The sequence below is a fragment of the Bacillales bacterium genome, from assembly GCA_035700025.1.
Taxonomy (GTDB): domain Bacteria; phylum Bacillota; class Bacilli; order Bacillales; family DASSOY01; genus DASSOY01.
Map to the genome: position 1 here is coordinate 1 of DASSOY010000042.1, position 25,161 is coordinate 25,161.

Annotated in this window: 31 protein-coding genes and 2 tRNA genes; 9 read left to right on the forward strand and 24 right to left on the reverse strand. The window is 49.1% G+C overall.

The features are described from left to right. Window positions 1–5: 5 nt before the first annotated feature. Genes VFK44_06700 through VFK44_06715 form a run of 4 tightly spaced genes read right to left on the reverse strand, consistent with a single transcriptional unit; the run spans window position 6 to window position 3,103 of the window. Window positions 6–1,184: a hypothetical protein gene (locus VFK44_06700; GenBank protein ID HET7628064.1), complete on the reverse strand. Its 1,179-nt coding sequence runs from the start codon at window positions 1,182–1,184 to the stop codon at window positions 6–8. 10 nt (window positions 1,185–1,194) lie between these two features. Further along, on the reverse strand, window positions 1,195–2,028 hold the full coding sequence (locus VFK44_06705; GenBank protein HET7628065.1) for a hypothetical protein: 834 nt from the start codon (window positions 2,026–2,028) through the stop codon (window positions 1,195–1,197). Beyond that, the gene (locus VFK44_06710; GenBank protein ID HET7628066.1) at window positions 2,025–2,714 is read right to left on the reverse strand and encodes an ABC transporter ATP-binding protein; all 690 of its coding nucleotides are present in this window, start codon (window positions 2,712–2,714) and stop codon (window positions 2,025–2,027) included. The genes VFK44_06705 and VFK44_06710 overlap by 4 nt, the downstream gene beginning before the upstream one ends. Next, a complete protein-coding gene (locus VFK44_06715; GenBank protein HET7628067.1) occupies window positions 2,711–3,103 on the reverse strand; it encodes a GntR family transcriptional regulator in 393 nt (130 codons plus the stop codon). The genes VFK44_06710 and VFK44_06715 overlap by 4 nt, the downstream gene beginning before the upstream one ends. A 345-nt stretch (window positions 3,104–3,448) precedes the next feature. Between VFK44_06715 and VFK44_06720 the strand changes: the two genes are divergently transcribed. After that, window positions 3,449–4,243 (forward strand): retropepsin-like aspartic protease, encoded by a 795-nt coding sequence (locus VFK44_06720; protein HET7628068.1) that lies wholly within the window; start codon window positions 3,449–3,451, stop codon window positions 4,241–4,243. A 308-nt stretch (window positions 4,244–4,551) separates the two neighbouring features. Here the strand turns inward: VFK44_06720 and glmS are convergent, their stop codons facing one another. The 6 genes from glmS to sigW all read right to left on the reverse strand — a co-directional run bounded on the left by glmS (window position 4,552) and on the right by sigW (window position 11,760). Further along, on the reverse strand, window positions 4,552–6,354 hold the full coding sequence (gene glmS / locus VFK44_06725) for a glutamine--fructose-6-phosphate transaminase (isomerizing) (protein HET7628069.1): 1,803 nt from the start codon (window positions 6,352–6,354) through the stop codon (window positions 4,552–4,554). Window positions 6,355–6,822: 468 nt separating this feature from the next. Then, complete coding sequence (gene glmM / locus VFK44_06730; GenBank protein ID HET7628070.1) at window positions 6,823–8,172, reverse strand: phosphoglucosamine mutase; 1,350 nt, start codon at window positions 8,170–8,172, stop codon at window positions 6,823–6,825. Between the two features lie 258 nt (window positions 8,173–8,430). After that, complete coding sequence (locus tag VFK44_06735; protein ID HET7628071.1) at window positions 8,431–9,672, reverse strand: CdaR family protein; 1,242 nt, start codon at window positions 9,670–9,672, stop codon at window positions 8,431–8,433. After that, window positions 9,665–10,489 carry a diadenylate cyclase CdaA gene (gene cdaA, locus VFK44_06740; GenBank protein HET7628072.1) on the reverse strand — a complete coding sequence of 275 codons (825 nt, stop codon included), beginning with the start codon at window positions 10,487–10,489 and terminating at the stop codon, window positions 9,665–9,667. Before cdaA ends, VFK44_06735 begins: the two co-directional genes overlap by 8 nt. A gap of 61 nt (window positions 10,490–10,550) precedes the next feature. After that, window positions 10,551–11,180, reverse strand: a complete 630-nt coding sequence (locus tag VFK44_06745) for a zf-HC2 domain-containing protein (protein ID HET7628073.1) — start codon at window positions 11,178–11,180, stop codon at window positions 10,551–10,553. A 10-nt stretch (window positions 11,181–11,190) separates the two neighbouring features. Then, window positions 11,191–11,760: an RNA polymerase sigma factor SigW gene (sigW, locus tag VFK44_06750; protein HET7628074.1), complete on the reverse strand. Its 570-nt coding sequence runs from the start codon at window positions 11,758–11,760 to the stop codon at window positions 11,191–11,193. A gap of 175 nt (window positions 11,761–11,935) precedes the next feature. Between sigW and VFK44_06755 the strand changes: the two genes are divergently transcribed. Next, window positions 11,936–12,109 carry an aspartyl-phosphate phosphatase Spo0E family protein gene (locus VFK44_06755; protein ID HET7628075.1) on the forward strand — a complete coding sequence of 58 codons (174 nt, stop codon included), beginning with the start codon at window positions 11,936–11,938 and terminating at the stop codon, window positions 12,107–12,109. 25 nt (window positions 12,110–12,134) lie between these two features. On the opposite strand, the gene rocF is transcribed toward VFK44_06755, so the two are convergent. Next, complete coding sequence (rocF, locus tag VFK44_06760; GenBank protein HET7628076.1) at window positions 12,135–13,040, reverse strand: arginase; 906 nt, start codon at window positions 13,038–13,040, stop codon at window positions 12,135–12,137. A 278-nt stretch (window positions 13,041–13,318) separates the two neighbouring features. On the opposite strand from rocF, the gene VFK44_06765 reads away from it, so the two are divergent. Continuing rightward, on the forward strand, window positions 13,319–14,200 hold the full coding sequence (locus VFK44_06765; GenBank protein ID HET7628077.1) for a YitT family protein: 882 nt from the start codon (window positions 13,319–13,321) through the stop codon (window positions 14,198–14,200). A 37-nt stretch (window positions 14,201–14,237) separates the two neighbouring features. Continuing rightward, window positions 14,238–14,561: a YnfA family protein gene (locus VFK44_06770; GenBank protein HET7628078.1), complete on the forward strand. Its 324-nt coding sequence runs from the start codon at window positions 14,238–14,240 to the stop codon at window positions 14,559–14,561. A 148-nt stretch (window positions 14,562–14,709) separates the two neighbouring features. On the opposite strand, the gene VFK44_06775 is transcribed toward VFK44_06770, so the two are convergent. Further along, window positions 14,710–15,315: a VTT domain-containing protein gene (locus VFK44_06775; GenBank protein ID HET7628079.1), complete on the reverse strand. Its 606-nt coding sequence runs from the start codon at window positions 15,313–15,315 to the stop codon at window positions 14,710–14,712. A 155-nt stretch (window positions 15,316–15,470) separates the two neighbouring features. Between VFK44_06775 and cls the strand changes: the two genes are divergently transcribed. Then, a complete protein-coding gene (gene cls, locus VFK44_06780; protein HET7628080.1) occupies window positions 15,471–16,976 on the forward strand; it encodes a cardiolipin synthase in 1,506 nt (501 codons plus the stop codon). 25 nt (window positions 16,977–17,001) lie between these two features. On the opposite strand, the gene VFK44_06785 is transcribed toward cls, so the two are convergent. The 9 genes from VFK44_06785 to VFK44_06825 all read right to left on the reverse strand — a co-directional run bounded on the left by VFK44_06785 (window position 17,002) and on the right by VFK44_06825 (window position 20,305). Continuing rightward, a complete protein-coding gene (locus VFK44_06785; protein HET7628081.1) occupies window positions 17,002–17,235 on the reverse strand; it encodes a hypothetical protein in 234 nt (77 codons plus the stop codon). A 21-nt stretch (window positions 17,236–17,256) separates the two neighbouring features. Next, window positions 17,257–17,541 carry a hypothetical protein gene (locus VFK44_06790; protein ID HET7628082.1) on the reverse strand — a complete coding sequence of 95 codons (285 nt, stop codon included), beginning with the start codon at window positions 17,539–17,541 and terminating at the stop codon, window positions 17,257–17,259. Between the two features lie 109 nt (window positions 17,542–17,650). After that, a tRNA-Tyr gene (locus tag VFK44_06795) sits at window positions 17,651–17,732 on the reverse strand. A gap of 92 nt (window positions 17,733–17,824) precedes the next feature. Then, a tRNA-Glu gene (locus VFK44_06800) sits at window positions 17,825–17,896 on the reverse strand. 86 nt (window positions 17,897–17,982) lie between these two features. Beyond that, entirely contained in the window at window positions 17,983–18,354 is a 372-nt protein-coding gene (locus VFK44_06805; GenBank protein ID HET7628083.1) for a VOC family protein, read from the reverse strand. Next, window positions 18,351–18,899, reverse strand: coding sequence for a DUF899 family protein (locus VFK44_06810; GenBank protein HET7628084.1), 549 nt, complete (start codon window positions 18,897–18,899; stop codon window positions 18,351–18,353). The genes VFK44_06805 and VFK44_06810 overlap by 4 nt, the downstream gene beginning before the upstream one ends. Continuing rightward, the gene (locus tag VFK44_06815; GenBank protein HET7628085.1) at window positions 18,896–19,276 is read right to left on the reverse strand and encodes a VOC family protein; all 381 of its coding nucleotides are present in this window, start codon (window positions 19,274–19,276) and stop codon (window positions 18,896–18,898) included. The genes VFK44_06810 and VFK44_06815 overlap by 4 nt, the downstream gene beginning before the upstream one ends. Then, window positions 19,273–19,710 carry an SRPBCC domain-containing protein gene (locus tag VFK44_06820; GenBank protein HET7628086.1) on the reverse strand — a complete coding sequence of 146 codons (438 nt, stop codon included), beginning with the start codon at window positions 19,708–19,710 and terminating at the stop codon, window positions 19,273–19,275. Before VFK44_06820 ends, VFK44_06815 begins: the two co-directional genes overlap by 4 nt. A 241-nt stretch (window positions 19,711–19,951) precedes the next feature. Continuing rightward, window positions 19,952–20,305 (reverse strand): hypothetical protein, encoded by a 354-nt coding sequence (locus VFK44_06825; protein ID HET7628087.1) that lies wholly within the window; start codon window positions 20,303–20,305, stop codon window positions 19,952–19,954. A 70-nt stretch (window positions 20,306–20,375) separates the two neighbouring features. On the opposite strand from VFK44_06825, the gene VFK44_06830 reads away from it, so the two are divergent. The 4 genes from VFK44_06830 (at window position 20,376) to VFK44_06845 (ending at window position 23,137) form a co-directional block, all read left to right on the forward strand. Further along, window positions 20,376–20,759 (forward strand): TIGR02328 family protein, encoded by a 384-nt coding sequence (locus VFK44_06830; protein ID HET7628088.1) that lies wholly within the window; start codon window positions 20,376–20,378, stop codon window positions 20,757–20,759. 72 nt (window positions 20,760–20,831) lie between these two features. Next, window positions 20,832–21,776 (forward strand): DUF3445 domain-containing protein, encoded by a 945-nt coding sequence (locus tag VFK44_06835; protein ID HET7628089.1) that lies wholly within the window; start codon window positions 20,832–20,834, stop codon window positions 21,774–21,776. Beyond that, window positions 21,773–22,204, forward strand: coding sequence for a dimethylamine monooxygenase subunit DmmA family protein (locus VFK44_06840; protein ID HET7628090.1), 432 nt, complete (start codon window positions 21,773–21,775; stop codon window positions 22,202–22,204). Before VFK44_06835 ends, VFK44_06840 begins: the two co-directional genes overlap by 4 nt. Before the next feature lie 9 nt (window positions 22,205–22,213). Beyond that, the gene (locus VFK44_06845) at window positions 22,214–23,137 is read left to right on the forward strand and encodes a PDR/VanB family oxidoreductase (protein ID HET7628091.1); all 924 of its coding nucleotides are present in this window, start codon (window positions 22,214–22,216) and stop codon (window positions 23,135–23,137) included. On the opposite strand, the gene VFK44_06850 is transcribed toward VFK44_06845, so the two are convergent. From VFK44_06850 to VFK44_06860, 3 genes are all read right to left on the reverse strand, one after another. Continuing rightward, window positions 23,134–23,307: a hypothetical protein gene (locus VFK44_06850; GenBank protein HET7628092.1), complete on the reverse strand. Its 174-nt coding sequence runs from the start codon at window positions 23,305–23,307 to the stop codon at window positions 23,134–23,136. The genes VFK44_06845 and VFK44_06850 overlap by 4 nt on opposite strands. Before the next feature lie 88 nt (window positions 23,308–23,395). Next, window positions 23,396–23,698, reverse strand: coding sequence for a hypothetical protein (locus tag VFK44_06855; protein HET7628093.1), 303 nt, complete (start codon window positions 23,696–23,698; stop codon window positions 23,396–23,398). Window positions 23,699–23,769: 71 nt separating this feature from the next. Continuing rightward, window positions 23,770–25,047: an MFS transporter gene (locus VFK44_06860; protein ID HET7628094.1), complete on the reverse strand. Its 1,278-nt coding sequence runs from the start codon at window positions 25,045–25,047 to the stop codon at window positions 23,770–23,772. Window positions 25,048–25,161: the final 114 nt, after the last annotated feature.

A 25,161-nucleotide genomic window follows, 5' to 3' on the forward strand; every position in this document is an offset into this window, starting at 1 on the left:
GCGAATCATTGAATCGTCATCTGATAAAAATACAACCGATCCTTGTTTTTCACTGAAGAAGGCTGCTTGGCTTCTACTTTGCCTTGAAAAAGAATGCTTTTCGACTTGATGTCTGTGACCGTTAGTCTGGCGGATGATGCCTCTACATTAAAAGGATACAGAGTATAAACCTTGCCATCTTTAATGCTTACCATGAGTCTGCCGACAGAGTTCTTCTCGTTAGGAACTCGAATTTCCATCGCGTCTTGCCATTTTCTGCTTTTTAAATCAAAAGGAATAAGTTTGGTCCCTTGATCCTTTATGTCATTGAGGTATAGAAAACGGTCGTCAAATAACATATTCGGCAAGTGGTCCGCCTTTTCGGGCATGGGAACCTGATACTTTTCTTTCGTTGCCAGATCATACGCGATCAACGTATGGTCCACCTGCATTTTGTCTTCTGCTGTTGTTTTTCTATTAACCTTATCAAAAACGAGAATGTCATGGCGCTTTGTTGGACTGCATTCTTCGACTAAAGAAATGTATGAATGGTCACCCCCACTGTTTTGCAGAGCGGAAATCACCGTTTCATCGGAAAGCAATTGCGGTCCGGATATGGATACGGTATAAATATGAGCCACCGCGCCTTTTCCGGAATAGGTTACGGTAACAACTTTCAGCTGGCCGTTCACCCATTGCACATCTTCGACAATGATTGTGTGATTGGCAGCTTGATTGGGAATCGGCAGTTCGAAGGAGCGCGAACGTCCTTGTTCTTTATCCAAAACGTCTATGAAAAATTTGTAACCGTGCTGAGCAGAAGTTTTATTGATAGCGTTGACATAAATAAGATAGTGTTGATCCTCATAAAAGGAACGGAGAGCTTCACTTTTTCCGCGCATAAAGTCGCGATGTTCCTGAATAAACTCGCCAATCTTTGGAACATGTCCGCCGAACAAATGCATTAAAAACACTTCGTCCTCATAAGTGGTTCCCCTCGTTGTAATTTCCAATTCTCTTGATATCAGTCGCTGACTGTAGGATCCCTCAATAACAATCGAATCTGCCAAACGGGCGTCGCCTTCTTGTTTTTGAATCACAAATTCCGGCAAATCCTTGGCTGAAACGGCCGAAGAAAGATAAAACGTCCCAATGGCTGACACGGTCATTGCCGTGATTACCGCAATTTTCCAATACTTTTTCATCGTATCCCCCTTACACCCTGATACTTTTGTTTAAAATTCTTCGGCTCAACCATACCGAGCCAAACCATACAACGAGTCCGCTGAAAATCATTAAAGCCAACAACTCAAGATCGTAAAAATAGTTTTCGATAACGAGCGATTGCAACAGCAAGGGCGCAGCAAAAACAAGAACGGAAAGAGCGCAGTAGCCCGCTGCGATAAATATGCCTTTCAGCCGGTAACTTCTTTCCAACAAAATCGCCGTGAAGACAACCGACACCGCTATGACTCCAGCCCCATAGTAGAGAAAAAACGAAAGGATTCCATTAGGGATGAAACTCGAAGTGAAGTCTGTCCTGCTTATGATTTGTTCTACCGGCAACTCAATCAAGAGATCGTTCGGTATCATCCAGGACAACACTGCACTCTCCACCGGCAAAAGCATCAGTTGGAAAGAAACAAACCCGAAAGTTAATAATAAAATCGTTGTAAGTTTTGCAAGAAAGACATTGAGACGGTCGGTTGGAAGCATGAGCAAACGATAGATAAAGGTATTTTTCCCAAACCAGTCGCGATACCAAATCATGAATATGTAAAAAATGACGAAAGCCGCACAAAGAACTATTGGACCAAAAAACCACAAACTTTGTCCCACTTCGATCATACTCATCGGGCTGGATTCCGCAAGAAACTGAGTCTTTGTCATTAACTCTTCATGTAAAGCATGGTTCACTTTGGCCATATACCGGTTGGATTTAACCATCACACCCGTGACTTGGACAACAAGAATGAGCGCAAGCAATGCGAAAAACAGATTCGCAATCCGATTAAACTCAAAATTTACGAGCTTCAAGTAGCGCTTCATCTTTGCAGCACCTCCCTCATGACGTCGACGACCGATTTTCCTTCCGCTTCGCGAATCTCTTCGGCATTGAAGGTTTTTAAAACCGATCCTTCATCCAACATGACGACCTGATCGATCAGATGTTCAATGTCATGGATTTCATGCGTCGTAATGATCACGCCGCGGTCCTCAACCAAATGCGTCGTAAACACTTCAGCGATATGCTCACGGCTGAAAAGATCGATGCCCGAGAACGGTTCATCCATCAACAAGTACTCGACATCCAAGGCCAGACCGAGCAGCATGTTCACTTTCGCCGTATTTCCTTTCGACAAGCTGGAAATCCGGTCTTCTTTTTTTAACTTGAAAAACTCGAGCAATTCGTGTGCCCGCTGATCATTCCAGCAATCATAAAAGTCATCCATGAATGCCATCGCTTCGGAAATGCGCATGCGCGGCAACATCGTAATCGCATCCGGGATGAACGTAATTTTTTCATAGCTGTGCTTGCTGATCTTTTCGCCGTCGATCAAAATTTCACCGCGGTTGATCGGCGTCAGCCCCATGATTGCGTTCAGGATCGTCGTTTTTCCGACCCCGTTAATGCCGACGATGCACGTAATTTCGCCTTTGTCGGCCGTAAATGAAACGCCGCGAAGCACTTTTTTGAAACCAAACTTTTTCTCAACGTCTTTCACTTCAATCATGCGCCGCCCGCCTCCTTTTTCACCGAATCTTGTTCATATTTTTCTTTGACTAGCCCCAGAACGTCCTCAACTGGAACATCGATCGACTGAATCGAGCGAACAAAATCGTCCACCGCCCGTAAAATCAGTTCATTCCGGACCGCCTGAAGGATCTCTTCATCTTTCGTGATCTTGCTTGGGGAATTCCTTTCAGTATAAATCAAGCCTTCGTCCTCCATCTTCTTATAAGCCCGTTGGACCGTATTCGGGTTTATTTTTAATTGGGCGGCCAACTCCCGCCTCGACGGGATCTCTTGCCCCGGCTCCAGCATCCGAGCCGCGATTTGTTCTTTGAAATGCTGAACCACTTGAACATAAATCGGATCCCGGTTATTCATTTGCATACTCATACATGGAGACAACTCCTTTCGAGTCAAGGGAACGGTGTATTAATCAACTAATACACTAATTGCAAAAAAATAGTGTATTAACTGCTTCACACACCTTTAATGTGTATTATACGGTTGATACACTTGCATTGTCAATAAAATTTTTTTGTCGCCCCAAAATCCACTCACCAGCGCTTCGGAGTGAACGGAAATTTTTATAAATAAGATTTACAATCTTCTACGATATATTCACCAGTGTCTTTAAAAAGTTGGCGTAACATCCATTAGGTTATAAAAATTATTGACTTGGAAGGAGATATGGTAAGATTTAAACGAAGGCAGACAACGAATGTGGGAGTCTAACAAATGAATGAAATTCCTTTGATCGTGGAAATCGATGAGAATGAAAAAGACGAGGCACAAATTTTTGTAGACGGCACCATTGACGGACAAGCTTATCGTTTCCTTTTGGATTCGGGTGCCGCAAGGACTACAGTTATCGCTGACGATCAATTATTGACGTACACTGCTATCGGAAAAGATGACACTACGGGTGCCTTTTCCAAAAACAAGGATGAGCTAATCCAAGTGAAAGAAGTCTCACTAGGTCCCATTTCAAAAAAAGACCTTGTGCTGGCTCGGACGACCGAAAACGTTCAACACAAGACGAACCTGCTCGGCATGGATTTTCTAAAAGACCATCGCTTACATTTTTACTTCGATCAAAATCGGATTGAGGTCGATGCGGATAATCAACCCAAAGAGACACTACCGTTAACACTTGGCAGTCGCTTCCACCCGTATGTCGATGTTGATTTCGGGAAAACAAGAGCGAAGGCTGTTTGGGACACTGGAGCCAGTATTACGGTTGTCGACATGAATTTAATCAAAAGCCACCCTCACTGTTTTCAAGAAATCGGTTCATCCACTGGCACCGATTCAACAGGCACTTCAATGGAAACTCCCATGTTTATCATGGATACTACTATGATTGGCAACAAGGAATTCCCACCCCATAAGGTTGCCGGCTTTGATTTGTCCCATATTAATGCCTCAACTGAAATTCCGATGCATATGATATTGGGATACAGCACCATAAGGAAAGCCAACTGGTATTTTGATGTCCCCGCAAGGAAGTGGGCTGTTTTAAAAAGGTTGTAGAGCATTGCCGCCATGGGAAAAATCAAGTGAAATAGGCGATACCAGCAAGATAAAGATTGAGCTTACTTTCTTCATTTTTTTACCTCACCCATCATAATTATTGATGTAAAATCTTTCAATTTCACCGGTGTGTTTTCCTGCTTTTTTTATAAAAAATAACTCCCTAGTCCATAACACTTCAGACAGGATGGCTGTCGATCGCATTTGCTTTTTACTTCGGCGTTGTGATGTCGATCGATAAAAAAGTAATCCTATTGCGGTATTTATTTACCACAATAGGATTCTTAACAACAAACCTTTATAACTCCCTACTCCACAGTAACGCTCTTCGCCAAGTTTCTTGGCTTATCGACGTCACAGTCGCGGTGGAGTGCAGCATAATAAGCGATCAGCTGCAGCGGGACAACCGAAACAAGCGGTGTCAAGTATTCATGGACGTGCGGAAGAACGATGCTGTCGCCTTCCTCTTCGAGATCGGAAAGGCTGATGACGCAAGGGTTGGCGCCGCGGGCGTGCACTTCTTTCACGTTGCCGCGAATGCTGCCGTTTACTTGCGGCTGCGTCGCGAGCGCGACGACCGGCGTGCCTTCTTCAATGAGCGCGATTGTACCGTGCTTCAGTTCGCCGCCGGCGAAGCCTTCGGCTTGAATGTAGGAAATCTCCTTCAGCTTCAAGGCGCCTTCAAGACAGACGTAGTAGTCGATGGCACGGCCGATGAAGAAGCAGTTGCGCGTCGTCGCCATGAAGTCGCGAGCGACTTGCTCCATTTCTTCTTTCTGGTCGATGAGCGCTTCCATCGCGTTGGCGACGATGCTTAGCTCCTTGATTGGATCGAAAGAGAGCTGCAAGCCTTTCGCAAGGGCGGTATCGACCGCCAAAATGGCCAACACGGCGATTTGCGCGGTATAGGCTTTCGTTGAGGCGACGGCGATTTCCGGACCGGCGTGCAAAAGCAATGTGTGGTCCGCTTCACGGGACAATGTTGAGCCGGCTACGTTTGTGATCGTCAAGGCTTTGTAGCCGCGTTGTTTCACTTGCACGAGGACGGAACGGCTGTCGGCCGTTTCGCCGCTTTGCGAGATGAAAACGAACAGCGGTTTCTCCGACAGAAGCGGCATGTTGTAAGAGAATTCGCTCGCGATGTGGGCCTCCACCGGAATGCCTGCCGTCTTTTCGATGAGCTGCTTGCCAATCAGACCGGCATGGTAGCTCGTGCCGCAGGCGATAATGTAAATCCGGTCGGTATCCCGCATCGCATCACGAACGTCTTGCGGAAGCTTCAAGCGGCCGTTCTCGTCTTGGTATTCGGAAATGAGACGGCGAATAACCGCTGGTTGCTCGTCGATTTCCTTCAACATGTAATGCGGATACGTGCCTTTTTCAATGTCGCCGGCATCCAATTCTGCCGTAAACGGCTCACGTTCGACTTTATCGCCGTTGAGTTTCTTGATCTCAATGCCGCCGCGCGTGACGTGAACAGACTCTTGATCCATCAGCTCAACGAACCGATCCGTCACTTGAAGCATCGCCATCGCGTCGCTTGCCACGACATTTTCGCCGTCGCCAACGCCGACAAGCAATGGGCTTTTATTTTTTCCAACGAAAATCGATTCGTTGTCTTCGCGGTCCAACAAAGCCAAAGCATAGGAGCCTTCAAGCAACGACAGCGTTTTCCGAAAAGCTTGGTCGGTGCTCATGCCGTCGTTCGAAAACTTCTCGATGAGCTGCACGATCACTTCCGTATCCGTTTCACTCTCAAGCTCGACATGGGCTAAATATTCCCGTTTCAGGCGCACATAGTTTTCGATTACGCCGTTGTGAACGAGTGTAAATCGCTTGGTCGTACTTTGATGAGGGTGGGCGTTTTCTTTGCTTGGCGCACCGTGTGTCGCCCACCGCGTATGGCCGATGCCCATGCTCGCGGCAGCTCGGTCGTCGACAATTGCCCTTACCGCCGCGATCCTCCCTTTCTCTTTGAACACGTGTGTAGCTTCATTTCCGACCACAGCGATCCCAGCCGAGTCATACCCTCGATATTCGAGCTTCTCCAATCCGCGCAACAAAATTTCTTTCGCATCTTTCGTTCCGATATAACCTACGATTCCGCACATAGGACTTTCTCCTCCCAATACAGGACGAGGAAACCCGGGGCTGCCTCGCCCCGCTTGTATGTTTGATGTCATGAACACCTTTGCTTTTGTGCAGGAAGTCGCCTTCCCGATTTCGGCAAAGGTTTCCGGTTGTCATGGGCAACCGAGGGGCATCCGCCGACGTTCGATGAACCCCTTCCTCGTCAACTGCTTCCTTTTTTTCGTCCGCGGAAACAGTCCAGGCGCTTTAAGGTATAAAAAAAAGACTACAATCCTCCTATTCCATTCCTGAGTGAAATCAAAACCACTATACACTACAATTTTACGAAACGTCAATAATAAGCAGTTTCTTATAAAAAAGATTTGATTCGCCGTTTGCCGGCTTTCTCATTCGACAGCTTTGTTCTCGTGATAAAAAAATATGCAAAGCCGAAGGGAAGCGTGCAGGATCTCGTCAAAAAGATCCTGCTCTTCACCTTACAGCCTTGCTTAAACCGTTCCCAACTGTTCCTCAATCACCTTCGCCACACGATCGACATACGTCTGGCAAAGCTCTTGCGTCTCTGCCTCCGCCATTACGCGGACAAGCGGTTCAGTGCCTGAAGGGCGTACGAGAATGCGGCCCTCGCCATTCATCTCCTGCTCGACTTCATCGATCGCTTCCTGTACGACGGCGTTCGTAACGACCGCCGTTTTGTCGATCACTTTCACATTAGAAAGGCATTGCGGATACTTCTCCATCTCCGCCGCCAACTCAGAAAGCGGCTTCTCCGTTGCTTTCATGATGTTGACAAGCTGCAATGCACACAGCATGCCGTCGCCGGTTGTCGTATGCTCCAAGAAAATGATGTGCCCGGACTGTTCGCCGCCGAGGACAAAATGATTCTTGCGCATCTCTTCCATCACGTAACGGTCGCCCACCGGCGTTTGCACGTATTGAATCCCTTCGGATTCGAGCGCTTTGTAAAAACCGAGATTGCTCATCACTGTCGTTACGACGGTGTCGTATTTCAAGCGCCCCTGCTGTTTCAAATATTTCGCGCAAATGAACATGATTTGGTCGCCGTCGACGATGTTGCCTTTTTCGTCGACAGCAATCAAGCGATCACCGTCGCCGTCAAAGGCAAGTCCGACGTCCGCTTGCTTTTCAATGACGAAATCCACGAGCGCTTCCGGTTTCGTTGAACCGACGCCGTCATTGATGTTGAGCCCGTTCGGCGTTGCGCCCATTGTCGATAAATCCGCCTCTAAATCGGCGAAAACGTAAGGACCATGCGAAGAGGTCGCACCGTGCGCGCAATCCAACGCGACATGCAGGCCGGAAAAGTCGTCCACGTCAATCGTTTGTTTGAGAAACTGCATATATTTCTGCGCGCCTTCGAAATAATCACTCACATTGCCGAGGTCATGGCCGATCGGCCGCGGCAAATCGTCCACATCTTTCGTCAACAACGCTTCCATTTCTTCCTGCTGTTCATCAGTCAGTTTAAACCCGTCGCTTCCGAAAAATTTAATCCCGTTGTCTTCGACTGGGTTATGAGAAGCGGAAATCATGACGCCCGCCTGGGCATCCAATGCTCTAGTCAAGTAAGCCACGCCGGGAGTGGAAATGACGCCTAAGCGCATCACCTCAGCACCAATCGAGAGCAAGCCGGCGACAAGCGCGGATTCGAGCATGTGTCCGGAGATTCTCGTATCCCTTCCAACGAGCACCTTCGGTTTTTCCGTTTCCCGCGTCAAGCAGTAACCGCCAACTCTCCCGAGCTTAAACGCCAATTCCGGCGTAAGCTCTGTATTGGCAATCCCCCTTACGCCGTCCGTACCGAAATACTTCTTCATTCAACTATCGCTCCCTTGAACTTTCGCAAATAACCGATCTTACAATTTCATTGTATTCAATCCGCATAAAATGGAACGCAGACGGTACCCCTTAATCGCTGCCTCTCTGCCGTGATGCTGGATACAGGACATTAATACGAGTCTTGAAATAACGTCAAACGGCTCCTCGGGCTGACACAAATCCGTTCTAATCGGAAACCAAAGACAGTTTAAAGCATATTTACGCATGATTCAACTTTAAGGATGCCATCCATACGTTCATTCTTTGCTGGAAACTTGAACCTTCGCTTGTTTGGGGTCCGCGCTTCCTTCAACGTGGTTTTTCAACGAAACCACTTGAACCGGTACCGTATGTTCCCCCGGCGCCAGATTACTGACGTCTATGTACACTTCAATTTGGTCCGGATCGACCGAACCGACCGTTTCTTTCGGACCGGTCAACGTCACGTCGACGAGACCGTCATCCGGCTTTTCAAGTGTATAAGTCAGCCCTTCCGATTTGCCGGTGACGTCGACAAAGATGTCCTGAAACGTCTTCGAGACTTTCTTTGCGACATCAATCGTCAACGTCAATTGTTCCGGCGAAACCTTGCTGACGCCGTCAGGGACGGGAATTTTGACCTGTATCGTTTGATCGTCTTGAATGCCTGACAAGTCGAACGGCACCTCGATGTATGAAAGGTCTTCCAGAACCTTTTCCGGTCCGAACAATGTCACTTGCGCCGGTTTTTTATCGATCGACTGGATGGTTAAACCGTCAGGAAGGCTCCCTTTCGGTTTCAGTTGAATCTCGACGTTCTTCGAAGCCGCCGTTATTGGGACTTTTACTTGTACGACCGCAGGATTGATCGTCACATTCACTTCATTTCCTTCGGCATCGTAAGCGCTTAGTGCCGCAGTCGCTTCCACCGTTTCGCTTTTTCCCTTCACGTCAACGAGTCCTTCGACAAACGAAACTTTGTCGACGAGCGCTTTCGGACCCGTCACTTCGACTTGTGACGGCGAGACGATCGGTTCTCCGATTTCGTACCCGTCTTTCACCTTGCTTTCGTTAATTAAATCGATCTGCACCGGCAGCGTTTTCGTTTCTTTCTTTTGAATCTTTACTTCTATCGTTTTCGGGACGACAGTCACGACCATTCCGTCGTCAAAGCCGGTCGTTTTGACGTTGACCTCATGGATGCCGGGACCGAGTCCGCGAAGGTCGACGAACGCTTTGTGTCCGTTAGCCAAAGTCGTTTTCAAAATTGAATCTTTAGAACCTCTCAATTGAACCGTCACTTTCTCGGGCAATCCGGAAACGATGAATTTCTGATCATCGTATTTAGCGGTTAGGTCAATATACAACAAATTGTTGTGGACCTCCGCTCCGCCGGTCTCTTTCTGATCGAATTGAAACAGCCCCGCAGGTTCGTTGGTAACCACGTTTGCATATAATAAAACGGCGATCAGGAAAGAAATGATTTTAACGAACCAATTGTTTTTGAGCAACTTATCCATGTTGTTTTCCTCTCCAATTCCAACGTGTTGAGGAAATCGATTTCGAAGCAGCCAACAATTCTTGCTTAAGCAATTCTTTCAGCGTTTCCTCTTCCAAATCGCGATGAAGCTCGCCGTTTTTCGTTAAGGAGATGCCGCCGGTTTCTTCAGATACAACCAAGGTCAGGCAGTCGGTGACTTCGCTGATCCCGAGTGCCGCCCGATGTCTCGTCCCTAATTCTTTTGAAATAAAAGGACTTTCCGACAGCGGTAAATAGCAAGCAGCCGCAAGCACCTCGTTTTCATTGATGATGACCGCCCCGTCGTGCAGCGGTGTGTTTGGAATAAAAATATTCACGAGCAGCTGGTATGTGAGTTTCGCATTCACGGGAATTCCGGTTTCGACGTAGTCGTTCAAACCGGTTTGCCTCTCAATGGAAATGAGCGCGCCGATCCTGCGCTTCGCCATGTAGCCGACCGCTTTGACGATCGCGTCGATTGAACGTTCAATGTCCTCCTGGCCCGGAGTTGGCCGCGAAAAAAAACCGCCGCGTCCAAGCTGTTCAAGCGCCCGCCGCAGTTCCGGCTGAAAAATGATGATGATCGCCAGAAAACCGTAAGTAATGGCATACTGAAGCAGCCAATGCAGCGTTACCAGGCCCAGTTCTCCGCTCAAATAAGAAACGACGATAATGACGACAATTCCTTTAAGCAGCTGTACGGCCTTTGTGCCTCGAATCACCATGATCAAGCGGTAAATGATATAGGTTACAAGCAGTATATCGACAATCTCGACAAGATAGCTTCCAATGGGATTATAATCGCCGAGTTGAAGCATTAAGCATCCCCCAGATCTGAATCCAACGCCAAATTATTGGTCTCCACATCTCAACATTATATCACAGAGGACGTCCCACAATCTCGCGAGAGGAGGCAAATCCAGTAAACAACTGTTTGATTTGGTACCAGAGCCACTCAAACAAGGCGTTCACTTCCTCGATTTCTCCGGTCACCTGTCCAGCAGAGGCCAAGTACTCCTTTCCGTTGATCACGGTCACGTCCCCAAGCACTTTGCCTTCAATTCTTACATCGCTGTTGCGAACAACCAAATCCCCGCGAATCACTACGCCCTTCGGAACGATTACTTCCTCGCCTCCGGTAATCACATGTCCGGAACCGCGTACGGCGACCTGCTGAGGTCCTTGCCAGAGCGAAAACAAATAACCCGACATGAATAAAAGAAACAAAGCCGCCGCGGTCAGAACCGGGTGCTGTTGAAACCAGCGCTTCGCTTTCAACGTTCTTTTCTCATTCGGCATCCGCTCGATGATCTTATCTTTCAGATCGCCGGGCGCTTTCACGCTTGAGGTGCTTCTCATGAGGGCTTCCGTTCTCTTCAGTTGTTCATAGTGTTCGCGGCATTCGGGACATCCCTTGAGATGCTGCGTCAAATCCCTTTTATCCTTATCATCGGCATCTTCGTCCAAAACTTTATGCATCAATTGGACAATTTCCGGTTTGCATCCCACCGTGCTCACCTCAATTCTGTTCCGGATTCAAGCGTTTTCGCAAAGCTTCGCGGCCGCGGTGAATTCGCGTCTTCACGGTTGCCAACGGGAGATTCAAAATTTCCGCGATCTCCTTGAGCGACAAATCTTCGATGTATTTTAACACGATCGCGGCGCGGTATTTCGGAGGAAGCTGCATGATTTCGCCATGCAGCCGCTCCTTTAATTCGGTTTCGACCGCTTCCTCTTCGGGAAGCCATCCGTCGGATGCGAGTTGAGTATACATCGTCATCCCGTCGGTGCCTGATATTTCGGCGTCGAGAGAATAGTCGGGTTTCTTCTTGCGCAGGCGATCGATCGTTACGTTGGTCGCTATACGAAACAGCCAGGACGAAAATTTCTTATCGGCTTGGTAGCTGTCCAAGTTCAAGTAAGCGCGCAAAAACGTTTCTTGGGTAAGATCTTCGGCCTCTTGGCGATTGCCGATCAGCCGGTAACAAATGCTGTACACTTTATTTTGATAAAGATCAATCAAATCCCCAAACGCGTTTTGATCGCCTTTCTGAACGTCAAGTATGATTCGGTTCACGATTTCTTTCATCCCATGCCCCCCGCCCGTGCGGTAATATTGCATACGATACAGCGCAAAAAAAGTTTCAACTCGATTGTAGCACGGGCTGTGTGAAAAATTCTCTTGTTTTTCAAAAAAATGACTGAAATGAAGTTTTGTCCATCAAAAAATCGGGAAATACTGATTTTTACGGGGAGGGTATAATATGAGGAATCGCGATCAACATTTACAAGAAATTGAACAGTTGCGAAGGGAATTAAACCGACTTGGTTGGCGCCTTCCTTTGTTTTCCGAGGAAATTGTAAAATCGTCTCAGAAACTCGACCGCTTGTTGAATGCTTTCGAAAAAGAAAAACTATATACGAAAAGCACCCTTTAATTCATAAAAGGATGCTCTTCGGTTCTTATTTCAACTTTTCTCCAAACAAGGAACCAATTAACGCTACCGCCGCCTCGGCGGTTTTATTTTTCTCATCCAAAATCGGGTTCACTTCGACGAACTCGGTTGAGGTGATGATTCCCGATTCGGCGAGCATTTCCATCGCCAAATGGCTTTCACGGTAGTTGATGCCTCCGGTTACCGGCGTACCGACTCCAGGCGCGTCATGAGGGTCGAGTCCGTCGAGATCCAGGCTCAAGTGGACACCATCGGTCCGCTCTTTCAAATAAGTGATAGACTCGTCGATCACTTGCGTCATGCCGAGCCGGTCGATTTCGTGCATCGTGTACACGCGAATGCCTTTTTCGCGAATCAACGCTTTTTCGCCGTCATCGAGTGAGCGTGCCCCGATAATGACTAAATTCTCCGGTTTCACTTTGGGTGCGTAGCCCCCAATTTGGATCAACGACTCGTGTCCGATGCCGAGGCTCGCCGCCAGCGGCATGCCGTGAATGTTTCCGCTCGGCGAAGTTTCCGCCGTGTTCAAGTCGCCGTGCGCGTCGTACCAAATGACGCCAAGATTCTTGAAATGCTTCGAAACCCCTGCCAACGTACCGATTGCAATGCTATGATCACCGCCGAGCACGAGCGTGTGCCGTTCCTTTTGCATCTCGGCGTCAATCGTCTGTGCCAATTTTTCATTCGCTTCTGTGACTTGTTTCAAATTTTTTAAATTGCTGTTTTCAGACTCCCGTTCGTCGGACCTCGGCCGCCCGATCTCAATGTCTCCGAGATCTTCAATGTCGTAACCGAGTTTCTCGAGACGCTGAACGACGCCGGCATACCGAATCGCGCTCGGACCCATGTCGACACCGCGCCGGGCTTGTCCCAAATCCATCGGGACGCCGATAATGGAAACTTGTCTATCCATCGTTTGTTTTCGCCTCCTTATCTTCTGCGTCTACTGTAGCGTGTTCGAACATGATGGTTCAACACGACAAGATTTTGCATAGTTATTCATCCGTGCATAAAATGTTTGTCCCTTCTTTCTTCTTTCCCAAAAACCGCCCGTTTCAATCCTAATCAAAGGGACCGTCCGCTACAAAAGTAAGCGGGGAAACGATATAATAAAAGAGAACACGCACGTATTGTTTCCAAACCATCGATTTTGAGAGCGATTTTTCACTAAACGAAGGGGGCAAGCGGCCTTTGAATATTCCTGCCGAAACGATTCAACATAAAAAACTTTCGACAAGCCAGATTTTCCGAAGAGCGTTGTTTGTTCCAATCGGAGCGTTTCTCGAAGCCGTCGCACTTGAGGTATTTCTCGTTCCGAACGAGATCATTGACGGCGGCATCGTCGGCATTTCCATTATTTTATCGTATTTGTTCCACGTTCAACTCGGTTTCTTGTTGTTCCTGCTAAACCTTCCATTCTTCTTCCTCGGCTACAAGCAAATGGGCAAAACTTTTGCGATCATTACGATGTTCGGCATCACGTCGTTATCCCTTTTCACTTTCATGTTGGAGACCGTTCCGAAATTAACGAACGACCCGCTTTTGGCAGCCGTTTTTGGCGGAATCATCCTCGGCATCGGCGTCGGTATCGTTATCCGTAACGGGGGAACGTCGGACGGAACAGAAATTTTGGCGGTTCTTTTCAACAAAGGAACCCCTTTTTCTGTCGGCGAAATCGTCATGTTTTTCAATGTGTTTATTCTCGGAAGCGCCGGTTTCGTCTACGGATGGGATCGTGCGATGTATTCGTTGATCGCTTACTTCATCGCGTTTAAAATGATCGACATTACGATCGAAGGTCTCGAATCTTCCCGTTCCGTTTGGATCGTCAGTGAAGAACATAGACAAATCGGCGATGCTTTAAATTCCCGTCTTGGCCGCGGAATCACCTATTTAAACGGGGAAGGCGGCTACAGCGGCGACGACAAAATGATGATTTTCTGTGTCATTACCCGTATGGAAGAAGCAAAATTAAAAAGCATCGTCGATGAATTTGACCCGTCGGCATTTTTGGCGATCGGCGATATTCATGACGTAAAAGGCGGACGCTTCAAAAAACGCGACATCCACTGATCGGCTTCTTATTGTCTGCGATGTGAGGTGACTTCCGATGAAAGCAATCTTGTTGTTTTTATTGGCTGGCCTTGCCGAAATCGGGGGCGGCTGGCTCGTTTGGCTTTGGCTGCGCGAAGGCTATTCCTTCGTCTATGGGGTGATCGGCAGCTTTCTTTTGATTGCCTACGGAATCATCCCGACGATGCAAAACTTCCCGGCATTCGGTAGGATTTATGCTGCCTATGGCGGAGTTTTCATCCTTTTATCGTTATTTTGGGGCTGGACCGCAGATCGGAAGACACCGGATTTCTTTGATTGGCTCGGGGCTTCCATCTGCTTGCTCGGCACCGCTGTCATTTTGTGGGCACCGAGAGGTTGACCTTTAGCCGCGATTGACTGGCGCGATTTTCGGAAAAAAAAGACGCAACGATACACGGCTTAGAAATGTCCGTGTACGCCGTATTCTTTCTCATCCGGAAACAAAGGACGTGGCAAATAGAAACCGTACGATTTGCTCGGGGTCGGCCTTAACTTTCGTGCGTCTCCTTTCCTTCGCGAAAGGCGGAAACGTTCTTTTTCTTAATGAACTTGCAGGCGAACCCTCCGGCTATGATGAGTAACACCCCGATCACGACATACGTTTGAAATCCTGTAAGAATCGAACGAACCGAATCCACCTTCCCCATTTGACCAAGAAAAAGCAGACAGAGGAGCCATGGCAGTACACCGACAAATGTCAAGACCGCGAAGGGGAGCGGTTTGATTTTGCTGACCCCGGAAGCGTAGGAAATGTAGTTCCCGACGCCGAAAGGGCGCGAAAGCGCGATGCTCCATGTGCCGAACCGCTGAAACGATCGCTGGGCTCGTTCAATTTTTCGGTGCTTTAATTTTCTTTTGATGTACCCTTCCATCTTATAGCCGAGAAAATAAGGAATGAAACTGAACAATGTATACACGAAGGCACCTGCCAAACCGATGGCAATGAGTTCTGCGATTCCCGGTTGCAGCAAATAGCCGTAAAATAAGGCAATCAACGTGCCTGGGAACGGCAGGGACGAGGATTCGAGCGCGAGACCGATCATCAACCCGAACGCCCCAAGTTGGTTCAGAAGATCCAAGAGCATGTCCACCATGTCGGGCTCCTTTTCATTCGAATTTCCCGCATACCGGCGGCGATTTCCTTACTATGGAGTTACCCGAAGTCGGCATGGCTCAATCAGAAGATTCGCTTTTTTGAAAAACGGGTATGTTTAAACGGATGTTTACCTACTTTTCGAGGAGACGCAAAATGAACAAGCAGCTCAGGCAATTCGTATTGCTCGCCATCTTGACCGGCTGTCTTTACGTCGGATTGTTTTCGCACCATCATTCGGCTGCAAAGACGTTCGCCATTATTCTTTATTTTGTTGTGTTGGTTTCGATTGTGTTTCAACTCCTGTTGGAAAACCGTTCACCTTACAAAACGTTGTTATGGATTTATGTCTTGTTGTTCCTTCCTGTAATCGGTTATTTGTATTTTATTTATTCAGGGCAATTGCAAGTGAAAGGGTACTTGTTCCAAAGAAAACGGGAAAACAATGAAACCTACTTGCGAAATGCGTTCAACAATAAACAAAACCCGCTCTGGGAAAACATGACCGGCGAGGAACAAAGGATTTCCAACATGATCGTCAAAAAATCGAATTTCCCGATCAGCTTTTTCACCGAAACCAAAGTGTTGCGCAACGGAGATGAAACATTTCCCGCCATTCTCGAAGCCTTGAAAAACGCCCGCCGTTATATTTATCTCGAATATTACATTTTTCGGGACGACGATATCGGAACTGAGATCGTTCGTGTTCTAGAGGAAAAAGCTCGGCAAGGGCTGGATGTGAGGCTGATTTACGATGCCGTCGGCAGCGTTGGGTTGTCAATGCGTACGATTAAAAAAATGGAGGCCGCCGGTGTCCAAGTGGCTTGCTTTTCGCCGATCAAGTCCGGATTTTTCAACCAAAAAATCAACTTCCGCAACCATCGAAAAATTATTGTGGTCGACGGCAAAGCAGGGTTTGTCGGCGGTTTGAACATCGGGGACGAATACCTTGGCCGCGATAAAAGGATGGGGTTTTGGCGAGACACGCACTTGCTCGTGAAAGGTGAAGCGGTTCGCAGTTTGCACGCGATCTTTATCATCGATTGGGCTTATCTATCCCATGAAACGGTGACGCCTGAACAAACCGAGCGAACATTTCCGATGGGGAAAAGCGACGGAGGCGTGCAAGTTGCCGCAAGCGGACCGGATTCGAACGAAGGACTCATGACAAACCTTTATTTCAGCATGATCACGTCCGCCCGACAATCGGTTTGGATTGCAACGCCGTATTTCATTCCGAACAAAGCCATTCGATCCGCGCTCGCGATGGCCGCCGCGCGAGGGGTCTCTGTCAAATTAATGGTACCGGAAACGAACGACGGATTTCTCACGAAATATGCGACCCGATCTTATTTCGACGAACTGCTCGACAACGGAATCGAAGTGTACATGTATCGGAAAGGGTTTATGCATCAAAAAATCATGATCGTCGACGGCCGCTACGCTTCCATCGGAACAGCGAACGTCGACTTTCGGAGCCTCAACCTCAATTTTGAAGTCAACGTGTTTCTTTTCAACTGCTCGAGCGTAAAAGAGTTGATCAACAACTATAAAACCGACATCGCGGAAAGCGTCCAAGTCGATCTCGAACGCTATCGAAACCGCCGTTTGACGGTCCGCGCAAAAGAATCCGTCGCCCGTCTGTTTTCACCCGCCCTGTAACACAAGCAGATAGGATGGCATCCGGTTATGCCATCCTTTCTTTTTCTTTCTCGATGCGTTCGCAAATGTCGTGATTCCACTCGGCGTCGTTCGCCATCGAAGCGACCAGCGACTCGTTATACAAGCGGCTCAGTTTCTGCGCTTTCTTCAAATTCGCTTCCATGCAATGCCGAAAGTCACGTTCATCTTCAGACGTCCACTCCTTTCCGGAAGATGCCTTCAACCATAGTTCGGCAAGCCTTTGGTGAACACTCCACATAACCGATGCTCCTTTTTCTCTTCATTCTGCTCGTGACCTCCCCGATTCATACGTGCCACCATATGCTTCCCTACGGCCATCGTATTTGCTTCCCCGATCGATTGTGAAACTTTCACGACACTGCCGTCGCTTCAGCTCCGCGGCTAATACGTTCCGCACCGCAAACGTTCGCGGCCGCCGGCGGTAATAGCAATACGCGGTGAATAAGTCTTCCGTCACTGCAAGGACGCGAACGTACCGTTCGCTCAATCGGCCTTGGCCGTCCATATAAATCATTTGAACGATGTCGCCTTTTTCAAAGCGCATCGCACGCACCTCCCGGAACGAATGTTTGTTCTCATTATATACGAACATGCGTTCCTTTTCAACAGAAAAAAAATGTAGAGAACCCGGAAAGATTCTCCACATTGCCCGATGGAGGGGGACGGATTCGAACCGCCGAACCCTGAGGGAGCGGATTTACAGTCCGCCGCGTTTAGCCACTTCGCTACCCCTCCGTAGTTTAGAGGTGAGAGGTTGGAGGTTAGAAGCTGGATTATCTTTTACTCTAACATACAATTTCTAACTTCTACCCTCTAGCCTCCAGCCATGACCCCTACGGGATTCGAACCCGTGTTACCGCCGTGAAAGGGCGGTGTCTTAACCACTTGACCAAGGGGCCCCGTTTTTAACGGCGTTTTTTATTATAAACAGGTCCACACAAAATTGCAACCAAAAAAACACCTCCGAAAAGGAAGTGTTTTTCGCTTATTGATCCGGGCTGGCGAGCACGAATTTGTTGCCGTCCGGATCTTGGAATATCGCCTGAATGCCGCCCCATTGTTGCCGCGTTGCCGGTTCGATAAACTCGACGCCGCGTTCGGAGAGTTCGCGGTAGTCTTTCTCGACATCGTCGCTCGTGAACGCTACGTTCTGGAATTGGCCGATGCGGTCTTCTTGCCCCGGCGGCGTAAACAATACGATGAGCGTCTCCGATCCCGGCGGTTGCAACTCGATCCAACGCTGGCCATTGCCGAAAGGTTGGTCAGTGACCACTTCAAACCCGAGTTTTTCGGTGTAAAAAGCCAATGACCGATCTTGATCGCTGACGGGAATGCTTGCAAATCGAACGCGAATCATTTTCCATCACCTCTATCGGAAAGCATATCATATACATGCCACACCGCACAAAAATCGTCCCCCGGGCCGAAATCGGCACGGTTTGTATAATAAAGTTCTCCGTGCGGACCTTTTCTGAACACGGAAACACCGGGATGTTGCCCATGTTCGTCTGCAAATCCGGTCTCTTTTTTAAACGACGTTCCCTCCGTCGACACCATCGGGAACGTCCAGCCCCGTTGCTTGCGCATCGTTTGTTGAATGTCCGGGGAATCCGGAGAAGCCAACGCAAAACCAGCTTTCCGCTGCACGTATTCGTAAATCCCGTTAAAGCCGTCAGCCCACATCGTACAGTATGAACAGTTTCTGCCCATGTTTTGGATCACGACCAATTCGTCATGCTCCCCGAAAAGTTGCGAGAGCTTGATCTCGTTTCCGTCGGGATCCCGCAACCGGAAATCTTCAACTTCTCTTCTTTCTCTTTGCTTTCTCAGCCGCGCCAATTCCTTTTTCTTTTCCGCGATTTCCTTTTCCAACGATTCGATTCGACTTTCGAGTTCTGTCATTTTTCCTGCTCCTTTTGATTCGTTCCTGACGAAAGTTCTTGAAAGAAACCGATCCGGTTTCCCCACGGGTCCGAAAACGTGCACCACTTGACCGGCACCCCTTCCCGCGAATAAACCGGAGACGGCTCGACGCCCAATTCCGCAATGAGCCGCTTTCGCTCCCCCTCAATCTCATCAACCCCGAGTCTCAGCGGACCGCTGCCTTCGGCAGGTTCGCCTTTCGCAACTTGAAGCCAACAGCCGGAAAGCATTTCCCATTCCGCGAAATCTTCATGCGGAACGAAATCGGCCGGACGCCTGAACAATTTTTCATACCAACGGACGCCTTCTTCGTAATCTTTTACGCGAAATTGCATCGTCATTTCCGTTATGTTCATCCCCGCAAATCCTCCTTGCATACAATGCCTCTTTCTAAATAAAACTTCAGTAAAGTCATCGCCTCTCCCCAGCCGGCGGCGCAGTTTGCCATGGCGGACAAATCTCGATCGGAAGTCGAATACCCGGTTTCATGTATCGACAGGAGCGTCCCTTCCTTATAAGGAGCTAGCTTGAGAGAAACGGTGCACAACGTTTCTCCGGGAAACCATTGAAACGTAAATTTCTTGTACGGAACCGCCTCCAATACGGGACCGCCGTCTTCAATCGTTTTTCGTTCGCTCCCGAAATTCTGCCAGCGAAAGCGAATGTCTCCTTCCAAATCGACGGTCGTTCCGTCAGTAAACCAGGCGTTCCAGCCTGCCGCCGTCGTCAACGTTTCGTAAACTTTTTCAGGCGGAGCTTGAATGTACGTTTCATGCGAAATTTCCGGCATTCCAACATCCTCTCCTCCATAACCATTTTCCTCAGTTTACTTAATACGACCGGAAAAACTTCTTCTAGTTTGCGCGATTACTGCTTTTCGCCGGCCAGACCTAGCGTGATGTCCGTTACATCCGCATCCGCCTTCATCAACAGTAATTCTTTTCCCTTCCTCATTTGCAATGCTCAACTACTAATTACTTTGCCAAGCACACGAAAAATCCTCTTTTTTTTATAAAATTTTCCACGTTTTGTCACCGTTTGTGCCACGGCTGAAATTCACGAATGCGTTTTTCGAGCTGTGCAGCGTTGCCGTCGAACGTGACGGCCCGGTCATCGACGTACACCACCGCCGGCTCTTTCTCCAACGTGATGCCGTCGACCTCAATTTCGTGGTCGCGCAGCCATTTTTTTATGGCCACACGCCCTTTGTCCTCCCGGCAGCGCGACGACACGACAAGCAGCCGATACTTCTTTCGAAGCGCTTGTATCGTCTCGCGAATGCCTTCGACCGGCGGATCCGGAATCATACCAATACCTTTCCAACCGCTCGTGTAGCTGTGAATAACGCCGTCAAAATTAAAGACAATCGTTTGTTTTCCTTTCATTTCGCTTCACCTCCTTCCTAGTTTGCCCGCTTTCCGACTTGTTTTATAATAAAACCATGGAGGGATGACGATGCGTTTATGGCATGAAGCCCTGCTTTCCGACCTGCCGCGCGCCCAATTGCTCGGCCAGCACCGCGAATGTTGCGCGCTCCGCGGCAACAGCTGGGGAAAACCCCACGCGACGGTCGATTACGTGTTTGATTATTCGCCGATCCAACTCTATCGTTACCATCGAAAAGTGATGGACGAGATGCAACGACGCGGGTATCAGGTGGATCCGTTGTGGGATGACCCGTGCTATAGAGGAAAGAACTGTGCTCCGTATCGAGAGCGAGAGATCGAAAAGCGAACGACCAATGTTTCCGATCCGGTCTACCCTGAACACGACGAAACTTATTTGTACGAATGCATCGAAAATCTGCGCGCCAAGGGAGCCGAAATCCGTCCGAAATAGAAAGTGCTCGATGGTTCGCTGACCCGAAACTTCGATCTAAGCTATAATAGAAAGAAACCGGGAAAAGGAGCGATGACCGTGACCGCAGTGCTCGAATCTTTTCCTTTTCCATTCGAAGAGGATACTTTCCGCTATTCCAACAACTCCGTACCGCTGGAACCTCCCGTCTGCATCGAGATTACGCCCGAATATCGTAAGGAAATCGCCCTTAAACGCCGCCTGCTTGACACCCATTTCGACAGGTGTTACCGCTCTCTGCCCCATACGCTCGATGCCCAGCGGGAAGCCGCCGACCTCATCATAGAACAGTTTAGCGCGTTCTACCCGGAACACTTTGCGGTAGTACACGATGGACAGCGTACGGAGGTTTTCAACAAACTCACGGGCGAAAAGGAAATATTTGGATGCGGGAAGCTGCGGCAGGGCGAGGAAGAGCCGTTATATAAAATTGGCCGCCATGTCCAGGAAGACTTGATCCTCATGATGCAGCGCGATGGAGAGCTCTACCTCGACGCGGGACAACTTTGTTTTCCCGCCAACTGGTCGCTCGCCTTTGACATCGGTATGGCCTTTGGCGCGATTCATGATCCGGTTCCACGACTTTCCAAAAGCCGGTTGCTCGAAAAGATTCGCAAATTCATTATGAGAATTGAGCCGGAGCAGCCTTGGACGCGAAAAAATTGGTCGCTCACCGTCGACCGACAGCTGGACACTCCGCTCGAAACCGTGTCGTCATGGGGACGAAAGCGACAGGAGATCACGCCGGAAAACGCCGGTGACCGCATTCATCTGCGGGTGGAGGTGCAAAAATTGTTCCGGTTGCCCGCGTCGCACAGTATCTTGTTCAGCATTCATACGCATCTGTTGTCGGTGCGAGAACTCGCTGGAAACCAGGAGTGGCTCCGGCGATTCCGTTCGGTCGTCGAGGAACTTCCCGACGACGTCGCGGCCTATAAGGGCTTGGCCCCTTTTCGAAAAGCTTTGTTGGAGCATTTACGACTGGAGTTACGCCGATGAACTTCGAATTCGCAGCGAATAAACGGCTCTATTTGTTGTTCGGCGACGAGGCCGGGAGGAAGATGCTGCAGGAAATCGAAAAAACGCTTGCCGAAAAAGAGCTCCCGTTCGAGCGGCATTACGGGCGATCCGACGCGGCTCAGTGGCTGTCGCAGCAAAAAATGGGGAGTTATTTGTACGGGGCAGGACGCTCGGATTGGGTCGATCAAATGAAACGACTCGCGGAAAACGCTGGCTTTTCCGAAGAAGAAATGCAATGGCTCACCGTCGGAGCCGAAAACAAGCAAGTGTTTTGCTCGGGATGCCATGCCGTGCAACGGGCAGGGAGCCGAAGACGGCTGGCGTGCGCCAATTGCGGGCTTCCCCTGTCGGTGTCGGAGCATTATTCCACGTTTCACCGGGCGTATCTTGGCTATCCGGACGAATGAGGTGATTCGATGAAAGTCACTGTTGATCAAATGATTCGAGAAACCGCGGACGTCAAAAGATTTCGGCTGCGCGCGACGGATGGCCGCGAGCTGCCTCGATTCAGCGCCGGCGCCCACATTGCGACGACAGCGGGTGGTTTTGAGCGCAACTATTCGCTTGTCGACGGCGATCGCGAATTTTACGAAATCGCGATCCGACGCGAAAGCGGTTCGAGAGGCGGTTCGGTTTATTGGCACGACCGTGTCAGCGAAGGGGACGAAGTCGAAATTCGTTGCCCGAAAAACCACTTTCCGTTAAGCTTTCGGGCGAAACATCACGTTTTTTTCGCCGCCGGCATCGGCATCACGCCTTTCATGGCGATGATGCGCGAGCTCTCCGAGCGCGGCGCGTCCTTCGAGCTGCATTATGCCGCGCGTTCCCGCGCGGACTGTGCTTTTTACGATGCAATCCAACGCCGCTTCGGGAGCAACGCCTGCTTTTATTTTTCAAAAACCGGCCATCGACTGACGACCGAACGGCTGCTTGAATTGCCGATCGGCTCGCATGTTTACTTTTGCGGTCCGGAAAGCTTCATTCACGACTTCACTGAAGCGGCCTTGTCGCTCGGCTATCCGAAAGGCAGCCTGCATCATGAGCGGTTCGCGGCGAAACCGGTACCGAATCCGCAGCCGTTCACTTTGGTGCTTGCCAAAACCGGACAAACGCTCCACGTCCCGAAGAACAAAACGGTGCTCGAAGTGTTGCGCGAGACCGGTGTCAAAGTACCGTATTCTTGCCGGGTTGGTGCTTGCGGCACGTGTGAAGTCGAGGTGCTGAAAGGGAAAATCGATCACTACGATTCGTTCTTGAGCGATGAAGAACGCGAGAAGGAAGACACGATGCTCACTTGCGTCTCGCGCTGCCGTTCAGGAAAGCTCATTTTAAATCTTTAATCCTTCCGCTTGGAGCGATCGATTCGATCCATAGCAAACCCGAAAATCAAACCGCTGACGACGCCCCAAACTATACCGTAAGGACTGTCAACGGCACTGCCCCACCCTGCTCCGATTGCTATTCCTACCGCAATCCAGACAGCGAGTCGTTGGTTTTTCTTTTTAGACATCAACATCCCTCCCCTTTGTATAACGGTTGAGACATCGACAAGTTTCACAATATAAAAAAAACCCTGTGGTTTCCCAGGGGCAGTTCGATCATTTTGATTTCTCGTCGTCTTCCGACCCTTCATCGCCCGGGACTTCCAGACGTTTTCCGCCGACAAACAAGTGACAATAAATATCAAGGTCCGGCTTCATTTCCGCCAACCCTTCGATGAACGGCGTCGTCAAGTCCTTGAAATCCTCCTCGACGCTTTCGTTTTCAGCGAGACCGTACACATACATCCTTTCCTCGTCTTGGACGCACGCCATGTAACCAACGGCATCCCCCTGCTCGTCAACGATGTTGTACACTTGAGACTCATTGTTGATGAATTCCGGTGAAATGTAAATTTCCATGAAGCATCATCTCCTTAAATGGTTGTGCAAACGTGACGTTGAGATTACTTCAGCGCAAATGGATGCGCCGTCTATTCCGTGTTCAGCTGCAATTTTCTAAACAAGCTGTTGTGCTCTTGTTCTTGTTCTTGTTCGCCGGTCGGCTGTTTTTCCTTCTTCACGTGAATCAGAAAAATGACGATAAAGGCCACGACAAACGTGAGCGCCGCCGTGCTCAAAAACATGATCGTCTGGGAAATGCCCATTAACCAGCCATACACCGGAGGTCCTGCTGCCACCCCGAGGAATCGCACGGAACCGTACAACGACGTAACGAATCCGCGTTTTTCTTTATTAACCGCCCCCGTGATCAAGCTGTTTAAACACGGAAGAATTAAGCCCGTGCCGATGCTGCTGAACACAAGCACGCCGATGAACGGAATGAGCCGGTCGAAAAAGATCAACGTCGCGAACGACGCCGTCATCAAAAACAAGCCGAAGACGATCAATTTTTTCATCAACGCCTGATTTTTCTTGATTTTTGCCCCTGTAAAATAGGCCGTCGTACATAAAAACAACAGCGGAATGGCGAGCACTCCGCCTTTCGGAACGCCATTAATGTTATGGTATTTCTCCAAAATGTCGGACAAGTAGAACAAAATGCCAAACAACGTGAACAAACCGACGGCGCCGGTCAAATAAGCGGCGAACAGCCATCTTCCTTCCGTCCGAAACGCCCCGAACAAGCCTTTCATGTACTTGCCGATTGATTGCGAAGAATTATTCGTTTTCTTCTCTTTAACGAAGAAAATCAACAGGATGATGGAGACGGCGCAAAACACCGGAAACGCAAAAAACGCAGCATACCAGAACAAAATTGAAAACAAAGCGCCAAGAATCGGCGATACGACTTTACCGAGCGCATTGGAAGCCTCAGCCAGACCGAGCACCCGGCTTTGTTGCCCGCCTTTGAACAGATCGCCGGTGAGTGCCATCGCAATCGGAGCGGTTCCGGCAGCCCCGATGCCTTGGATGATTCTTCCCGACATGATCCATAAATAGGCATTGCCGAACCAAGCTGCAGCGGAACCGGCCAACAATCCGCCGCCGCCGTACAAAATTAAACAAGGGATCATGATCGCTTTTCGCGAAAAGCGGTCGGAAAGGTAACCCAAAATCGGGATCGCGAGCCCGGCGCTGATCGAAAACGCCGTAATAACGAGACTCACTTGAAATTGCGTTAAATTCAGCACGGATTTCATTTTCGGTAAGATCGGGATGAGCATCGAATTGCCGAGCACGAGAATCAAGGGAACGGCGCTGATCGCCGCGATCTCGAGCCCGTTTGCTTTCGCTTTTTGATCCGCCACGGGGCATCCAACTCCTTTTCGCCTCTATTGTTTGACATACAGGCAGCAAATATGCACATTCGCCCATCCCTGCTGCGCGAACTTTTTTCTGACTGGTGAATACGCTGTCAACTA

Excerpts from the sequence above, each read along its gene's own strand:
- VFK44_06785 (HET7628081.1), bottom strand. The coding sequence starts at position 17,235 with ATGTGGAGTGTTCACCAAAGGCTTGCCGAACTATGGTTGAAGGCATCT.
- VFK44_06815 (HET7628085.1), bottom strand. The coding sequence starts at position 19,276 with ATGAACATAACGGAAATGACGATGCAATTTCGCGTAAAAGATTACGAA.
- glmS (HET7628069.1), bottom strand. The coding sequence starts at position 6,354 with ATGTGCGGAATCGTAGGTTATATCGGAACGAAAGATGCGAAAGAAATT.
- VFK44_06735 (HET7628071.1), bottom strand. The coding sequence starts at position 9,672 with ATGGATAAGTTGCTCAAAAACAATTGGTTCGTTAAAATCATTTCTTTC.
- VFK44_06705 (HET7628065.1), bottom strand. The coding sequence starts at position 2,028 with ATGAAGCGCTACTTGAAGCTCGTAAATTTTGAGTTTAATCGGATTGCG.
- VFK44_06710 (HET7628066.1), bottom strand. The coding sequence starts at position 2,714 with ATGATTGAAGTGAAAGACGTTGAGAAAAAGTTTGGTTTCAAAAAAGTG.
- VFK44_06850 (HET7628092.1), bottom strand. The coding sequence starts at position 23,307 with ATGTCTAAAAAGAAAAACCAACGACTCGCTGTCTGGATTGCGGTAGGA.
- VFK44_06845 (HET7628091.1), top strand. The coding sequence starts at position 22,214 with ATGAAAGTCACTGTTGATCAAATGATTCGAGAAACCGCGGACGTCAAA.
- VFK44_06820 (HET7628086.1), bottom strand. The coding sequence starts at position 19,710 with ATGCCGGAAATTTCGCATGAAACGTACATTCAAGCTCCGCCTGAAAAA.
- VFK44_06775 (HET7628079.1), bottom strand. The coding sequence starts at position 15,315 with ATGGTGGACATGCTCTTGGATCTTCTGAACCAACTTGGGGCGTTCGGG.
- VFK44_06835 (HET7628089.1), top strand. The coding sequence starts at position 20,832 with ATGACCGTGACCGCAGTGCTCGAATCTTTTCCTTTTCCATTCGAAGAG.
- VFK44_06715 (HET7628067.1), bottom strand. The coding sequence starts at position 3,103 with ATGAGTATGCAAATGAATAACCGGGATCCGATTTATGTTCAAGTGGTT.
- VFK44_06700 (HET7628064.1), bottom strand. The coding sequence starts at position 1,184 with ATGAAAAAGTATTGGAAAATTGCGGTAATCACGGCAATGACCGTGTCA.
- VFK44_06810 (HET7628084.1), bottom strand. The coding sequence starts at position 18,899 with ATGACAGAACTCGAAAGTCGAATCGAATCGTTGGAAAAGGAAATCGCG.
- cls (HET7628080.1), top strand. The coding sequence starts at position 15,471 with ATGAACAAGCAGCTCAGGCAATTCGTATTGCTCGCCATCTTGACCGGC.
- VFK44_06770 (HET7628078.1), top strand. The coding sequence starts at position 14,238 with ATGAAAGCAATCTTGTTGTTTTTATTGGCTGGCCTTGCCGAAATCGGG.
- glmM (HET7628070.1), bottom strand. The coding sequence starts at position 8,172 with ATGAAGAAGTATTTCGGTACGGACGGCGTAAGGGGGATTGCCAATACA.
- VFK44_06825 (HET7628087.1), bottom strand. The coding sequence starts at position 20,305 with ATGAAAGGAAAACAAACGATTGTCTTTAATTTTGACGGCGTTATTCAC.
- VFK44_06855 (HET7628093.1), bottom strand. The coding sequence starts at position 23,698 with ATGGAAATTTACATTTCACCGGAATTCATCAACAATGAGTCTCAAGTG.
- VFK44_06840 (HET7628090.1), top strand. The coding sequence starts at position 21,773 with ATGAACTTCGAATTCGCAGCGAATAAACGGCTCTATTTGTTGTTCGGC.
- VFK44_06805 (HET7628083.1), bottom strand. The coding sequence starts at position 18,354 with ATGATTCGCGTTCGATTTGCAAGCATTCCCGTCAGCGATCAAGATCGG.
- rocF (HET7628076.1), bottom strand. The coding sequence starts at position 13,040 with ATGGATAGACAAGTTTCCATTATCGGCGTCCCGATGGATTTGGGACAA.
- VFK44_06790 (HET7628082.1), bottom strand. The coding sequence starts at position 17,541 with ATGCGCTTTGAAAAAGGCGACATCGTTCAAATGATTTATATGGACGGC.
- VFK44_06720 (HET7628068.1), top strand. The coding sequence starts at position 3,449 with ATGAATGAAATTCCTTTGATCGTGGAAATCGATGAGAATGAAAAAGAC.
- sigW (HET7628074.1), bottom strand. The coding sequence starts at position 11,760 with ATGAAAGAAATCGTGAACCGAATCATACTTGACGTTCAGAAAGGCGAT.
- VFK44_06830 (HET7628088.1), top strand. The coding sequence starts at position 20,376 with ATGCGTTTATGGCATGAAGCCCTGCTTTCCGACCTGCCGCGCGCCCAA.
- VFK44_06755 (HET7628075.1), top strand. The coding sequence starts at position 11,936 with ATGAGGAATCGCGATCAACATTTACAAGAAATTGAACAGTTGCGAAGG.
- cdaA (HET7628072.1), bottom strand. The coding sequence starts at position 10,489 with ATGCTTCAACTCGGCGATTATAATCCCATTGGAAGCTATCTTGTCGAG.